Raw genomic sequence first — 15,068 nt, forward strand, 5'->3', positions numbered from 1 at the left:
CGACGCTTCGTTATTCCGTCGACACGCTCACGTGCGACTGGATCGCCAGCGCGGCAGGGTCGGCCCGGTGCGCGCGCCTGTCGGATGCGTCCTGCGCGTGAGACTTCTCCGCCGCCAGCCGCTCGATCGCTTCGACCACGCCGCGCGCTTTCACGATCGTCTCGTCGAACTCCTCGACCGGGTCCGACAGCGCGGTGATCGCGCCGCCCACGCCGAGCTGCGCGTGGCCTTTGTCGATGAGCACCGAGCGGATGACGATGTTGAAGTCGCAGGCACCCGAGAGTCCGAACCAGCCGAGTGCGCCCGAGTAGATGCCGCGCGGTCCTTCTTCGAGCCGGTCGATAATTTCCATCGTGCGTTTCTTCGGCGCACCGGTCATCGAACCGCCCGGGAAAGCGGCCCGAATGCAATCGACCGTCGATACGCCAGGTTTCAACGTGCCGCGTATCGTCGACACCAGTTGATGCACATGCGAATACGTTTCGACGTCGAACAGTTTCGGCACGTGCACCGAACCGATCGTGCAGACCTGGCCGAGATCGTTGCGCAACAGGTCGACGATCATCAGGTTTTCTGCGCGATCCTTTTCGCTCGACCGCAGGTCTTCGATCAATGCAGCATCCTCGTCGGGTGTGCGACCACGCGGCCGCGTACCCTTGATCGGCTTCGCCTCCGCACAACCGTGACGATCGACACTCAGGAAGCGCTCCGGCGACGAACCGACCAGCGCGAAATCGCCGATGCTGAAGTACGCTGCATGCGGCGCGGGCGAGAGTTCGCGCATCGCACAGTAGAGATCGAACGGCGAGCGCTCGAACGGGAACGAGATCATGTTGGTCAGGCAGATTTCGTAGCTCTCGCCATTGACGATTTCCGTCAACGCCTCGCGAATCTTCCCGATATAGGTGGGCCGGTCGTGCCGCAGATGCGCGTTACGCGCGATCCATGCCTCGACTTCCTGCAACGACAGTTTCTTTCTTGCCGGCGCCATCTCGCGCACATCGATCGAGCGCAGCGTGTCCGCCTGCGCCCGCAAACCGCGCTCGACCGTGTCGAACCACACCGCAGCCTGTTCGCGCTGCGCGTCGTCCTGCGTCAGGTACAGCAGATAAGTCTTGCGTTCGACATGATCGAGCGCGATGAGCCGGGTGGCGAAAATGAACGCGGCGTCGTTCGCGCTCGACTGATACGCCATCTCGCCGGTCGTTTCGCACTTCAGTTCATAGCCGAACACGCCCGCGTAACCGAGATCGAAACCGAACGGCAATCCGGCCGGTGCCTCGATCCGGCGTGCCTCAAGGTTCGTCTTCAGCAGATCGAACAGGCTCGCGACGCGCAGCGTCTCGCTTCTACCGTCGCGTTCGACGGTGGCCTGCTGCGTGCGCAGGTCGTAGGTGATGCTTTCACCCGAAGGACCGTATGCATCGCCCATGAACGAGAAGCGCGAAAAGCCCTCGATGATCACGCTGCTTTCAAGCAGGAACCTGCTGCTCGAACGGGAAAACACCTGCCGGAATGTCGCCAGTGCATCGGGACAACCCTCCAGTACTCTGCACTGGACCTGAAAAACGCTCATCGCCTGATCCTTTCCAAATTCCTGCCGCCGAAACGGACTGTCATCACGCTGCACGCTGATTTCTATGCACCATCGCAAGGTCGCGAAAATTGCGGAACAGATCCCTGCCCGCTTCCGTACATATCGACTCCGGATGAAACTGCACGCCGTGTAACGGGCGTGTCCTGTGCCTGATGCCGTGGATCACGCCGTCGTCGTCCCACGCGGTCAGCTCGAACGGCGCCTTGACCTCCTTGACCACCAGAGAGTGGTACCGCACCACCGAAAGCGCCGCCGGCAATCCCTGAAACACACCGCGCCCATCGTGCTGGATCACACTGACCCGGCCGTGCATCGGCTCGGGCGCATGCACGACTTCCATGTCGTGCAGGTGAGCCATGCATTGCTGACCCAGACACACGCCGAGCAGCGGAACCCGGGTCTGGTGAATCGCCTTCGCGCTGATTCCGACATCGGCAGCGCAGGCGGGCGTACCCGGCCCAGGCGAGACGATGATGCAGTCGTAGCGGTCGAGATCGACGGCGTCGAAATCCGCGGTATTGAGGACCACGGTCGGCTCTTCTCCGCACACCTCGCCCATGTTCTGGAAGATGTTGTAGGTGAAGGAGTCGAAGTTATCGATGATGAGCGTCTTGCACATGGCTGAACGATTCGTGAAAACCTGTTTGTGGAAGTGAGAACGCTGCTGCGACCGGTGGCGCGTTGGTGCGTTAGTGCTTTAGCGCGCTTCGGCAAACGCATGCATCTCGGATTTCGAACACTGTTCGAGCCGTTGCGCGACATAGCCGCCAAGCGCTGCTACACCCGCACGTATCTGCGGCGGCGTCATCGCGCTGAAAGCGAGCCGGATGCGGCGATTCTGCGACGCATCGAGCGCGAAGAACGACATCGGCATCACGATCACGCCGTAACGCGTCGCACAGTCGGTGACCGCCTGCGCGTCGAATTCGAACGGCAGATCCATCGACAGAAAGAAGCCACCAGCAGGACGATTCCAGCCGATCGCATCCGACAGCTGCGCGAATGTCGACTGCAGTGCATCGAGCATCGTGTCGCGGTTGGTGCGGTACCAGCCGGCCATCGGTTGAATCCAGTTGCGCAGGCTGCCCCCTTCGGCAAGCAGCAGACCGCCGACGATCGCCTGCGTGAGCGGGCTCGTATTCACCGTCACGTAGCTCTTGCGTTGCACGAGGTTCTCCCACAACGCGTGACGCGCGGCACGATCGCCGAACAGCGTGTCGGGCAGCACCGCTGCACCGACCCGGAACGCCGGGCTCAAGGTCTTCGAGAAGGTCGACAGATAGATCACGCTGCCGGCTTCGTCGAGCGCCGCCATCGGCGGTACGGCAGCCCCGTCGTAACGAAAGAGGCCATACGCGTTGTCTTCGAGAACCACGATGCGATGCCGCGCGCAGACGGCGAGAATGGCGCGTCGTTGCGCTTCGTCCAGCACGCGGCCGGTCGGATTGTCGAAGTCGGGAATCAGATAGAGCGCCCGCGCATGCCTGCCTTCGCGCTGCAATTGCGCCACCGACTGTTCGACGGCCTGCGCGACATCGCCCTCCGGCAGCCCGTGCAATGCGATGCGGTTGCCCGCCGCTACGCCGGTTGCGCCGATATAGGTGGGATTGCACACCAGCAGCACATCGGTCGGATCGGGACAGAGCGCGGGCAGACACAGGGCCAGCGCTTCCTGACAACCGGCGGTGACGAGCAAACGATCCGCCTGAGCAGGTACGTCCTGATCGATCCGCAGTTGCGCGGCGATCTGTTCCTCGATCATGCCCGCGGTCCGGCCGTACTGCAGCAGGCGGGTTCGGACCGCGGCGGCGTCCGCGCTACGCAGCGCGTGCTGCTCGTAGCGGGTCAACGCGTCGAGCAAAGCGCCGGGATGAAGCCGGTCGAAGAACTGCTCAGTCGGCCGTCCCGCGGCCAGCGAGATCGCGGCCGGAAACCGGCTCGAGACCTCGTTGAGGAAATTCATCACGTCGGGTTGTGCAGTGGCGGACATGGCGTTTCGATGCGACCTGAATAGAGAAGAGATGAGACTGCCGGGCGCGGCCGTGGTGTGCCTGGTATCGTGGGCATCTTCGCGGGTATCTTTGCGGGTACCTAATACTTGCCGGACTGCTCGAGCTGGTCGAACAACTCCTGGACGTTGTCCTCCAGGAAACCTTCCTCACCATCGCGGCGGATCAGCTCGAAACTCATGCCGGTATTGGCACAACGCGACGAGAACGCCTGCGTCAGGCCACCGCCGCGGATCACGTTGGTATCGAAGGCAAGGCCGCGCTGCCTGAGCGTTTGAACCGCCTCGTCGACGTCGTCGACCTGCATCGCCACATGAGCGATCCCCACGCCGAAGTTCTCGACCAGTTGCGAGACCTGCGACTCCGGCTCCGTGCCCTGGCACAGCACGAAACGGATATCGTTCATCTCGAGTTCGGCGGCCACCATGCCGGTACGCGCGCCCTTGATATGCCTGCGCTTCTTCAGTTCGAAACCGAGCACGTCGCGGAACAGGTGGATGGCCTCTTCCAGGTCGCGAACCGCAAGCGCAATGTGATCGACACGCTGGAAAGGAGCAGCGGTGGATCGAGGCAGGCTCATGACGTCGGCATCTGTCTCCATCCCTGTCTCTGTCTGGACGGCAACCAGCGATGGTGCCGACGTGACTCTAGTCATGAGAAGCGTCCCCACAAAATAATGCATTTCCTCATATGTAATGACGGGCCGCAGCCCATATCACACTTGCAGTCATCTCTATGTGACAGCCAAAAAACAGCTTCGTATTTCTGCACGACAATTCGCAAATCCGTATTCCCGTTACTCGGGAGCGACGAATAAAATACCGCCTTGCGATTTAATTACACTTGATTCGGTAAATTTTTTACGACAGCACGTCGAGCCTTTATATAAAGGCTCAACTGAAAATCTCACACGGGCTTAAAACCGCGATTACGCATAACTCCAATGACATGCCTTATTCCTCTAGTCGAATAAGAAATTCCACTAAAATAGGCAGCCGCCGCGCAGGTGGGCAATTGCACACCGAGCGATCAAACTTGTCAACTCGATAAAAATAAAGATTGTTTCAACACATATTCAATCAGCATTGTTATACGAATGAAAGTAAATGACTTGAGTTTGAAAGAAACCATTAAATCGCATAAAACAATTCCCCACCTGTGCGTGAAGTCGTTTTATTTTGTCGATGGCCATAAAGGCATCGATACTGTGCCTCGTCGCTCTCCGGACCTGCTTGCATGACAACCTTCGAAGAAACCGCGGGGCCCGCAAGGCGCCGCGCAGCATTCGGTTTTATCTTCGCCACCGCGCTGATGAACGCGGTCTCGTTCGGCATCGTCCTTCCGGTCCTGCCGAATCTGATCAAGGCGTTTGCCGGCGGCGACACTGCGGCCGCCACCGAATGGAGCACGTTGATCGGCGTGGTGTGGGGTGTCATGCAACTGATCTGCGGCCCGGCGCTCGGCGCACTCTCCGACCGCATCGGCCGACGGCCCGTGCTGCTGATCTCGCTGTTCGGCCTCGCCGCAGACTTTTTCATCATGGCGCTTGCACCCACCATGGTCTGGCTGATTGTCGGCCGGGTACTGAACGGAATGACCGCTGCCAGTTTTTCGACTGCGAATGCCTACGTCGCGGACGTGACGCCGCCGGAGCAGCGGGCACGCGCATTCGGCTGGATTGGTTCGGCCCTGAGTCTCGGGTTTCTCGGTGGTCCTGTGCTGGGCGGTCTGCTCGCCGGCATCGATCTGCGGCTGCCTTTCTATGTCGCGGGCGGCTTGACTGCGCTCAACTGGATCTATGGTTTTACCGTGCTGCCGGAATCGCTCGCACCCGCACTGCGAGCAACGCACTTCGATCTGCGCAAGGCCAATCCATTCGGTGCGTTGTTGTTTCTCAAGGAGCGCGCGAACCTGCTCGCCCTGTCGCTGCTCTCGCTGACCTTTTCACTGGCGTGGATGGTCGGACCGGCGATCTTCGTTCTCTACAGCGGCTATCGTTACGGCTGGAGTCCCGTTACGGTCGGCCTCGTGATGATGGTGAGCGGCGGGCTCAGTTCGGCGGTGCAGATGGTGCTTGTCGGGCCTGTCGTGGCGAGAGTCGGCGAACGCGGTGCCATCCTGATCGGTGCAGCCACGGGCGCTATCGGTTACGCGTGCTTCGGGCTCGCGACGACGGGAACCGGTTATCTGATCGCTATCCCGGTCTATGCGTTGATGAACCTGTTCATGCCCGCGCTCCAGGGACTGGCGACGCGTCGCCTCTCGCCAGCCGAGCAAGGGCAGCTTCAAGGCGCCGTTCAGGGAATGCAGGGACTCGCGTCAATCTTCGGGCCGCTTCTGTTCGGGCTCAGCTTCGCGTGGTCGATTCGCCCTGGTGCGATATTGCCTGCGCCAGGACTTGCGTTCTTTATCGCGTCGGTGTTGATGGCGGTGGTACTGGTGTGCGCGTGGCGGATTACGAGGTCCGATGCTGAAGTTGCTGCCTGAAGCACCTGCCGACTCTACCTGCCTGTCCGGTGGCAGACGCGACACATTGACGGCCTAGTCCCGCTTCATCACATCCGCAAGCGCTGCTCTCACCTGGTCGATCAACGCAGGCCATCCGCCTGGTCCCTGCCGGAACAGATACATGTCCTTGGGATACCAGGCCGACTGATTGCCGCTCCTGTGCCAGCGCCAGTCCGTGCCCACACCCGGCAGCATCAACCAGCACGCGACACCTAACGCGCCCGCAACGTGCGCGACCGCGGTATCGACACAGATCACGAGATTGAGCTGCGCGACGATGGCGGCGGTGTCGCCGAAATCGCGAATCTCTCTGCCAAGACGGAGAATCGGTTGCTGTGCATCGGCGCCGTCCGTCTCTGTCTCTGCCTCCGCCTTGCCGACCTGCAAGCTGACAAAGCTAACGCCGTCGACCGACCATAGCGGCAACAGCTCGGAGAAGTGACGCAGCGATCGTTCGGCATCGTTGTCGTGGTCAGGATTGCCCTTCCACACGAGGCCTACGCGCACGCCATCGGCAGGCAGACGTTCGCGCCACGCTTCGAGCCGCTTCGCGAATACACCGACGTAGGGAATCTTCGCGGGGATCGTCTCGAGCGTCGTATCGAATCGACAAGCGAGACTCATGATCGAATCCCAGTAGTCGTGCACACGTAGCGCTGCAGGGTCCGTCACGAACTCATCGATACCTGCGATGGTCCGCAGTAGCGGAGCGATTTCCGGCTTGCACAACATCGACAGTGTCTTGACACCGCGTGCCTTCAAAAGCGGCGCATAACGCGCGAACTGGATCGTGTCGCCGTAACCCTGTTCCGGCAGCAGCAACAGGCTCTTGCCGGTCAGGTCCTCGCCGCTCCATTGCGGAAACGGCAAGGTGCCATGCTCGGCGAAAACCTGCGCGCGTGCCTCGTAACACGTCCAGCCTTCGGCGTAGCGTCCGGAGGACAGCAACAGCAGCCCGAGATCGAAGCGCGCTTCAGCGAAATCGGGGTGAAGTGCGAGCGCCCGGCGATACTCGGTTTCGGCCGTATCGTACTCGCGCAGATCTTCGAGCACACCGGCCAGGTTGCTGCGAATTTCCGCCGAAGCCGGCATCTGCGCGAGCGCGCGTTCGTAATGCAGCTTCGCTTCGCTGCGGCGGCCCGATTGCCGCAACAGGTTGGCCAGATTGTTGTGGGCAATGCCGTTGCGCTCGTCGTGTTCGAGCGCGCGCCGGCAGAGCGCTTCCGCCTGCTTCACGTCGCCCTGGTGGTAAGCGGCGAGCGCCGCCTGCACCAGTGCGTTGTTGGCATTGCCAGTGGCTGCGAGTGTCCTGGGTTTCATTCGATAGGTCGAAATCGATCGCCACGCCTGCATGCCTGCAGGCGTGGCCAGATCACGCGTTGTCCGGTCCGCTGTGAGTCAACGACTTCGTCAGTTCACCGGCCTTCAACGAACTCATCAAGGACATCAACGTAGTCAGTGCGTTGCCGTCGTTGCCGCCGCCCAGTTGAATTTGCGGTACGAGCGGCACCTTCGATGTTTCGAGCGCTTCGGCAAGCCGCAGCATCACGGTTTGCATCAACTGCTTGTCCGCGCCCTCGCCTTCGAGTGCTTCGGACTTCGCCTTGATCGCTGCCGCCTCGGCCTCGCCAACCGCCTTCACCGCCGAAGCACGCCCTGAGCCTTCCATCTCCTGACGGAATTTCTCGGCCTGCGCGAGCGCCTCGATTTCCTGGCGACGCTTTTCGGCTGCTTTAACGCTAGCCGCGCCCTGGTTCTCCTTGATCGAAATATCGACCAGCGATCCCGTCAATTCCTTCTGCTTGGCCGCACGTTGCTCGGCTTCGTTGAGCTCGCGTTGCTTGTCGGCGGCGATCTGCTTTTGCGCAAACGTCTCGACCTGTTCGCGCGCAATCTGCCGGTCGCGCAACTGCGCCATGATGTTCTCGATCTGCGTGTCGCCCACCTGCGGCTTCGGCGTGCCGATCAGCACTTCTTCGAACTCCAGCGAATAGGCCTGGAAGCGCTCGCGCATATCGTGCGATGCGTTGCCTTGCAACTCGCTGCGCGACTGGATCAGCTCGATGAAGGTCCGCGTTTGCGACACGTTCTTGAAATACGACGACACCATCGGGTCGAGCGTCTGCTCGACGAGTTGCTCGACGTTGCCGAAACGTTGCACGACCATCGGCGCCTTGCGGTAGTCGATATGGACCACGACCGACAGCGGCAATTGCGGCTCGAACGCATCCTTCGTGATCAGCGTGATCTCGCGCAGATTCGAATCGAAGCTCGATCCGCTTTCACCCGCTTTCCACATCAACACGAAGTTCGTGGTCGGGACCAGTTCGATCTTGCCGGCGTAGGTATTGAACGCGTACTTGCCCGGCATCAGCGGATCGCGCCACACACCGCGGCAACCGCTCTCGACGAGTTCTCCGTGGCTGTATTCGGTGCCTGACAGGTCTTCGCCGCGGCGCCCAGTGTACGAGACGACCACACCCACAAAGCCGACCGGGATCACGGTCTTCTTGATGAATTCGACAGTCGCAAAGAGGCGGTTGATGTAATACGTGCCCTCGACCAGGCTGCGCTCCTGACGCCCACGCCGGCCACCGGCCGCGAGAAATTTCTCGGGCTCCTGAAACGCGTTGTGCACGTCGCCGACATCGGGTGCGAGCAGTTCGTCTTTCTGCAAGCCAGGGCCGTCCTGCACCGTGACGATGGCAAGCTGGTCGGAGTCGTGCGCGCCGGCCATTTCCTTGATGACCACCGGCTTGAATGCAGCGCGCTCATCGAGCAGATCGCGCATCTTGCCGTAATAGCCCTTCTCCTGCGCATCGAGTGACAGTGAATACGTCGCTTCTTCGGTCATCACGACGAACAGCGCGGGATTCAGAATGTGCGTACCTTCGCGAAGCACTTTACGTTGCGGACCTTTCTGGCCGCCGTGTTCGAGGAACCCGCGGACATCGCGGAAGTCGTCGACGGTTCCATTGCTCGCAAGCGTCTGACTCGCGGGCAAATCGACACCGTCGCGCGCGAAGACATAACCGATCTTGCCCTGTGTCACCGATACCATCGGGCGGATATGCACGCGATACTGAAACGGTGCAAAGAAATGGAACCCGCCGCGTCGCAGATCGGGCTGAAAGCCTGCTTCCCCATGCAGCGCCAGCAGACCGATCTTTACCGAACCGCTTGAACTCCATAGTTTTTCGATGACAGCGATGCTGTCGTTGGGCACGTAGCGGACAATGCCCGCCGCCCGAAAAATCATCCCCAGGACTACCAGCACCAGAACGACGACAAGTGCGCTCCAGAGCCATACTTCATGCGGAAACTCGATCATTTTTATCGCCTTTAAGTTCTCGTTATCGCATGCGCATTTTACTCCTTTGAATTTTCGCAGCGTAGGTCGGCGAGTGAATCTGGAAGGGTGCTTCTACAATGTGTTTTAGTCTTGCGAAAACGACGGCATGGTGTAGGCGTTGCAAGCGGATTGCGCTTGGTGTCGGAATCGTGACGCACGTTTGTGGCGCCTGCTAGTAACGCACATCAATTACAACCGAGTCTGTATAAGTCCCAACCGGAGGAGTGTCTTGATCCGCGTAGATGGCCGCACGAAATGGAAACTGCTGCGCTGATAAGCCATCTGCCGCGCGCACGCTACTGACACCATTCGTGTCTTGCCCCAGACCCTGGCGCCACCACCATCGAAGATGTCATATTGCAGACGACCATCGCCACTACTCGCCATCTGTCGTCGGCCATTTGCGGCGGGGAAGCTGCCGGTGCCTATACCCACGGTATAGGTGAGACCCTTCGTGCACGTCACACCGATGCCACCTGTCACCGGAGAAAAACTGGCAGGGTCCTGTGCGGCTCCGAAGCTAATGTCTCGCGCGGCGATTGCGCAGTCGTTGGTTACGATCAGTGTCAACATGAATCTAGACGTTCCGGATCCTCGATTTCGAGTCGTACAACTACCTAGAAAAAGACCTCTGCAATAACTCCAGGTCCAATTGAGGGTGATCGTGTCCGTATAGATGCCGGCTGCGACATTTGCCCCCGGCGTGGTCCGAAAAAACAATGGAAGTGACCGAGATGACCCGCCGAAAATTCTATCGAGAGCGCTACGCAATTGTCCGGATATCCAGTTGGCGCCCCTTGAATCGATCGCAATTGCTGCGCTCGCATCGGCATAAATCTGATACGGCATGGTGTCACCTGTTGGCCCTCTGAGGCTTCCACTATTCTGTGATGACAAGACCATATTCATCGTATCTTCAGCAAACCGTCCGCTAATCACACCGCTACAGGTTAAACCGCTGTTGATCGTTGAACTGGACTGCGGCGCGGTTCTCACGGCAAAGGAGCTTGCCGTTCCGAATGAAGCATCGGTGGCGGCTACGACAGAACACTGAGCCTGCGCGTCAAGCGACCCAAAGCAGAAAAACAGCCCCGCGGTTCCCGCAGTGACGCAGCACTTTAAGCGTCGATTAAACGTATTCATCTCTCCCCCTCCCTCATTCGCTGCAAACCAGCGGACCCACGCGACTAATCTCGGCAGCATCCCGATCGACCGGGAACGCCGCGCGACATTCGCGACCATCCGTCGTCGTGACACGCAGATGATTCAACGCCGACAGGTTCGCGAAGTAAGTCTCGCCATTCCACCCAACTAGCGAGGTCTGGTTGCTCTCTTCATGCACGACACGTGCGCCCACCTTCAGCGGCGTGCCCGCACCGTCAACCAGCATGATTCGCGCAGAAACGATCTTCTCTATCGGAAAGGTGACAAGCGCGCCGCTACGGTTACGCACCGCGACCCGTCGTTCGACGACAGGCACTTGCATATTGCCCGGCAAGCCGAGTGGATCGATCTCGTACTTGGCCGCGTAAAAAGACGGCGCCCATGGAACCAGCAGGTGACCCGAGCGATCGGTCGTGCCGACGAGCTGATTCTCGTAACGCACCGGGATGTCTCTCTGGCCCTGGGTACTGACGAGCACGAATGCGTCGTCGACCCGATTCGCCGGCAACACCCTGCCGTCCATCATGACGATCGAACCCTGTACCTCAGCCCAGCGCGTATACGACTGGCCTGCACGGCTACCGTACGCGCCGCCTTGTGCCTGGAAGTAGCGATTGCGCCACGTCGCGTCTGCCTGCTGATAGTGGGAACCGCCTCCCGCGTAAGCGAGATTCCAGCCGAAGCCGCCGTCACTCGGTACGTTGCGGCTGTATTGCACACGCTCGCTCCATCTGCGGTTCTCATCGCGTGCAAAGCCAGTCGTGACCGTACCTTGATTGCCGAGTGGCAAGATAAGTTGTGCCTGCGCGGCGATACCCTGATTGCCGATCGTCCGGTTCACCGACGCGTACAAGGTCGCCCGACCCAAGATCGGCCGCGAGTGCGACAGATTCACGATCCGGGTACGCGAGCCATGGGCACCACGCACATCGAAGTAGCCGGCGCCGAGCGTGCCGCCAATTGCACCGAGATTCAGTGCGCCGGTCGCCTGGGTGCTCTGGCGTACGAGCCCGTATGTCACGTTCGACGGTAGATCGTAGACCGACAGATCGCCGTAGCCCGCTGTGCGCAGGACGCGTTGCAGCGCTACGCTGAAGTGCTGCGACGAGTAGCTGTATCCGAGCGCGTACTGCTGGCCCGACGAACAGCCAAGGCGGCTTTGCGACGCAGCGACGTTGAATACGCCAAACAAGCCGACACCGAGATCGAAGCCGAGCCCGCCAAGCGCAAACCGCTCGCCGCCTTCCACATGTCCATCCACGGTCAGAAAATCGGTCAGACCGTAGCGTGCCGTCCCCGACGCGGCGAATTTGCCGTACGAGAACGCCTGCATACCGTAGCCGCGACGCACCGCACCGACGGCCAGCGAATAGTCCGACAGCCCCTTCTGCAACAGCGTGTTGGCCACGTAAAACTGCACTGTCGTGGCGACCTGGCGGCCGAGCGCATCGGTCGTGACGACACTCGCTTCGCCCGCGCCGTTGATGAACGGTACGTCGTTCAGCGTGAATGGCCCGGGATTGACCTGACCCGAGGTCGTCTTGCTACCGTTGATGAACAGGTCGACGGCAGTCGGTACAGCCGCTTGTCCGGAGAACTGCGGCAGCGGATACGTGACGATATCGGGGCGCACTGTGAAGTCGCGTTCCACCGACACACCACCCAGCCGCACGACGCTGCTCCACGACAGCGCGCCGGTAATCAGGTCGCCCGCCGTATAAGAGAGCATGCGGTCCTGATCCGAGTAGCGCCAGAAGGTGTCGTAGCGCAGATAGCGATGGCTCGTCGAACCGCCAGCAGCGCCGGCATCGCGTCGGTAGACACCGTTGTTGACGACCGTTCCCCAGCGGTCGAACAGTCGCTGTTCGGCCCATGCGGAGGCGGAGCTCGGGCCGAGTGTCGGCGCTGCGGCATAGACGTCGTAGTTGAACAGCATGCCGAAGCTGACCGCAGCGGGCGTACGGTCGTACAGCCTGCCCTGGCCGACCGACTGTTGCGGCAACCAGTCTGGCGGTACGGTCAACTTCAAACGCTGCCCGATGCTGTCGTACTCCATCTGTACACCGCCGAGGCGGCTCAGATCGACTAGCTCATCCGGCGCTGAACCCGTGCGAACCGATACCGCCGCGAGATCGCGCGAGTACGCCTCGTAAACACCCTCCCGATAACGCACCGGTATCACATGTCCGGTCGGCAATTCGTTGACGACGAGCTCCAGGTAGAGTGTGCCGCTCTTTATCGGGTTGTTCGCAGACAGAGGCGCTTCTTCGTGGCGACCTGCAGGCATCGTCGATTCGGCCGCATGTGCGCTACCCGCTGCGGCAAACAGCATTTTCATCGACCATATCGCCGCACACCGGGGTAGCTTCCATCGGGCTTGCTGGTCGTCGTATCGCATCTGGATCGCTCCCGTCGCCATGTCGTCGGTTGTGTAGTGAGGCTTATTGGTTTGTATTGGCGGGAGCCGACTCGATTTCGACGTCAGTCTTGCCGTTGACCGTCGCAATCAACTTTGGCTTCGTCTCAAGCTTGACGGTATTGGGTAGCGCCCAACGCATCTGCGCACCGGGCAGCACATAGCCAAGCAAGCCATCCGCGAATTCGGCACGTGAGCCGTTTGTATCGAAAGCCACCTGCGTTATTCGCGCGTGCACCGGGCCGTGGTTCGACAGCACCAGCCAGCGCTTGCTGCCTTCACTCGCGACATGCCAGTGCAGTATCGGTCGCCCCGCCGTGGCGGGATCGCGGCGCTTGCTGGAATCTTCCTTGCGCCATAAGCCGTCGCCGTAGACGAAGAGCGGTATCGAGTAGTGCATCTGGAACTTCACGCCAAGCGACACCACGTTGGATGGCGAGGACGCGTCCTCATCCGGCTGAGGAATTTCGTCGATGAGCACGCGATAGGCTTCCTCGGTACCGGGTGCGACATCGGCGAGACGGGTCAAACGAATCAGCTGACGCTTGCCTGGCGGTACCGTTGTCATTGGCGGACTGCCGGCAACGCGATCCTGGTCCTCGTCATAGACATCCTTGAAGTCCGCTTCGCGCCAGCCGAGCACCCGTACCTGCAGCGTGACCGGTTTGTTGTCGCGGTTTTCCAGCCATAGCGCGGCTGCGCGTTGAGCGCTTTCAATGACGGGATCGATCGGCCAGATCATGACGGACATCGCCGCGCACACGTGCAGGCTCGCGAAAGATGCGATTGCCGTTGCGAGTGCTAGCCACGCGCTGCGCCTCGCACGGGTGCGGCACAACGAAACGCTTATTGTTATAGGTGAATTCATGCTGGATTCCTGATCGTTTTAGTAACTCAAAGTGATTTGCAGGGTGTCCGTATAGGTACCTGCAGGCACGGCGCCACCAGGCAGCGTCACCGCACCGAATACCTGCCTGAACTCTACTGGCTGCCCTATCCCGATCGCCTGCGTGCGAGCGGCGTCAGCAAAAATCTGGTACGCGATTCGCGCGCTGCCGTTCGCCAGATTGCGTTGCGTGTTGCGCGCATCCGGGTTGGCTCCGCCGTCGATCCGCATCGTGAGTCTCGCGCCCCCCGTACAAACGAACCGGATTCCACCATCGACGAACGCGTCTGTTGCCAGCTCCCTTGAGACTGCGGGATGGACGCCGAAGTTGAGCGTGCCGAGCTCAAAGTTATTGCGCGGACCTCCACCCGCCACCCTGCAACCCCGGACGATCTCGGCGCTCACCGTCAAGTTATGGGTTGTCTGTGCGTGACCCGAGGCAGGCAGCACGGCAATGCCCAGCAGAAAAGCCACACGTCGAATGATTTTCATGAGGATCACGAGCAGAGGCTCATCCTGCGGCTCGCAAGCCAACCGCAGGACTGAACCGGTTAAAAGCGGCTTGTGCTTACCAGCCGAGCGTGACGCCCAGCACGTCGATATAGGTGCCCGCGGCAAGAGCCGAGGAACTCGTTTTGTTCGCAACGCCGAACACAGGTATCGGGAATGCGCTGCCCGGTGTCGGAACCCTGACAGCCTGCTCCGCGCCTGCCACGTACTGCCGCGAATTCAGGTTGTCCGCGAATACCTCATAGGGGACAAAGCTCGTGCCGTTCGTGAGTGCGCGCGTGCCGTTGCCGATGCCCGTTCCCGCGCCACCGTTCTGCCCCGCGTCGACCGTTACGTTCACGGACGTAATATCCGGCGAGCAGGTCACCTGAGTGGAATTCGGCCCTCTACCCGTCGCGGCATTCAGCGAGCCGGTGAAACCACTCGGTTGCGTACCGAAATCGAGCGTGCCCCAGTTGCCCTGACCGACCGAACCGCGGCCCGCGTCGATCGCGCATCCTCTCTCCAGCACCAACGTCGAGTTGATTACGCCCGTGAGGGGATTGGGATTGATCTGCGCGTGCACACCTGCGCAGAGCGACGCGCAGGCGAAAGCCGCCCACACTTTCCTGTGAGTTTTCATGGCT

12 protein-coding genes and 1 pseudogene are annotated in these 15,068 nt (G+C 60.6%); 1 reads left to right on the forward strand and 12 read right to left on the reverse strand.

The genetic code is table 11. The annotated features are described in order from the left end of the window. Positions 1 to 10: 10 nt before the first annotated feature. The 4 genes from pabB to FNZ07_RS11720 form a co-directional block, all read right to left on the reverse strand. Positions 11 to 1,576, reverse strand: a complete 1,566-nt coding sequence (pabB, locus tag FNZ07_RS11710; RefSeq protein ID WP_211367833.1) for an aminodeoxychorismate synthase component I — start codon at positions 1,574 to 1,576, stop codon at positions 11 to 13. A 43-nt stretch (positions 1,577 to 1,619) separates the two neighbouring features. Continuing rightward, complete coding sequence (locus FNZ07_RS33870) at positions 1,620 to 2,216, reverse strand: anthranilate synthase component II (protein WP_211367835.1); 597 nt, start codon at positions 2,214 to 2,216, stop codon at positions 1,620 to 1,622. Positions 2,217 to 2,294: 78 nt separating this feature from the next. Next, positions 2,295 to 3,587: an aminotransferase-like domain-containing protein gene (locus FNZ07_RS11715; RefSeq protein ID WP_091006484.1), complete on the reverse strand. Its 1,293-nt coding sequence runs from the start codon at positions 3,585 to 3,587 to the stop codon at positions 2,295 to 2,297. 101 nt (positions 3,588 to 3,688) lie between these two features. Beyond that, entirely contained in the window at positions 3,689 to 4,261 is a 573-nt protein-coding gene (locus FNZ07_RS11720) for a VOC family protein (RefSeq protein ID WP_245811290.1), read from the reverse strand. Positions 4,262 to 4,842: 581 nt separating this feature from the next. Between FNZ07_RS11720 and FNZ07_RS11725 the strand changes: the two genes are divergently transcribed. Continuing rightward, positions 4,843 to 6,093: an MFS transporter gene (locus FNZ07_RS11725; RefSeq protein ID WP_091006488.1), complete on the forward strand. Its 1,251-nt coding sequence runs from the start codon at positions 4,843 to 4,845 to the stop codon at positions 6,091 to 6,093. Positions 6,094 to 6,147: 54 nt separating this feature from the next. Here the strand turns inward: FNZ07_RS11725 and FNZ07_RS11730 are convergent, their stop codons facing one another. The 8 genes and pseudogenes from FNZ07_RS11730 to FNZ07_RS11760 all read right to left on the reverse strand — a co-directional run bounded on the left by FNZ07_RS11730 (position 6,148) and on the right by FNZ07_RS11760 (position 15,064). Next, positions 6,148 to 7,434, reverse strand: a complete 1,287-nt coding sequence (locus FNZ07_RS11730) for a tetratricopeptide repeat protein (protein ID WP_170275723.1) — start codon at positions 7,432 to 7,434, stop codon at positions 6,148 to 6,150. 52 nt (positions 7,435 to 7,486) lie between these two features. Continuing rightward, positions 7,487 to 9,445: an SPFH domain-containing protein gene (locus tag FNZ07_RS11735; RefSeq protein WP_091006492.1), complete on the reverse strand. Its 1,959-nt coding sequence runs from the start codon at positions 9,443 to 9,445 to the stop codon at positions 7,487 to 7,489. A 210-nt stretch (positions 9,446 to 9,655) separates the two neighbouring features. Continuing rightward, a complete protein-coding gene (locus FNZ07_RS34035) occupies positions 9,656 to 10,039 on the reverse strand; it encodes a Csu type fimbrial protein (protein WP_249040662.1) in 384 nt (127 codons plus the stop codon). Positions 10,040 to 10,180: 141 nt separating this feature from the next. Further along, a pseudogene (locus FNZ07_RS34040) lies at positions 10,181 to 10,708 on the reverse strand (spore coat protein U domain-containing protein); the annotation flags it as partial. Then, positions 10,623 to 13,028 carry a fimbria/pilus outer membrane usher protein gene (locus FNZ07_RS11745; protein WP_322788626.1) on the reverse strand — a complete coding sequence of 802 codons (2,406 nt, stop codon included), beginning with the start codon at positions 13,026 to 13,028 and terminating at the stop codon, positions 10,623 to 10,625. The pseudogene FNZ07_RS34040 and the gene FNZ07_RS11745, both read right to left, overlap by 86 nt. A 43-nt stretch (positions 13,029 to 13,071) precedes the next feature. Continuing rightward, positions 13,072 to 13,914: a fimbrial biogenesis chaperone gene (locus FNZ07_RS11750; RefSeq protein WP_091006498.1), complete on the reverse strand. Its 843-nt coding sequence runs from the start codon at positions 13,912 to 13,914 to the stop codon at positions 13,072 to 13,074. Positions 13,915 to 13,932: 18 nt separating this feature from the next. Continuing rightward, complete coding sequence (locus FNZ07_RS11755; protein ID WP_091006500.1) at positions 13,933 to 14,424, reverse strand: Csu type fimbrial protein; 492 nt, start codon at positions 14,422 to 14,424, stop codon at positions 13,933 to 13,935. Between the two features lie 76 nt (positions 14,425 to 14,500). Further along, positions 14,501 to 15,064, reverse strand: a complete 564-nt coding sequence (locus tag FNZ07_RS11760; RefSeq protein ID WP_091006502.1) for a spore coat protein U domain-containing protein — start codon at positions 15,062 to 15,064, stop codon at positions 14,501 to 14,503. Positions 15,065 to 15,068: the final 4 nt, after the last annotated feature.

It is taken from the genome of Paraburkholderia megapolitana (assembly GCF_007556815.1).
In the GTDB taxonomy this organism is placed as follows: Bacteria; Pseudomonadota; Gammaproteobacteria; order Burkholderiales; family Burkholderiaceae; genus Paraburkholderia; species Paraburkholderia megapolitana.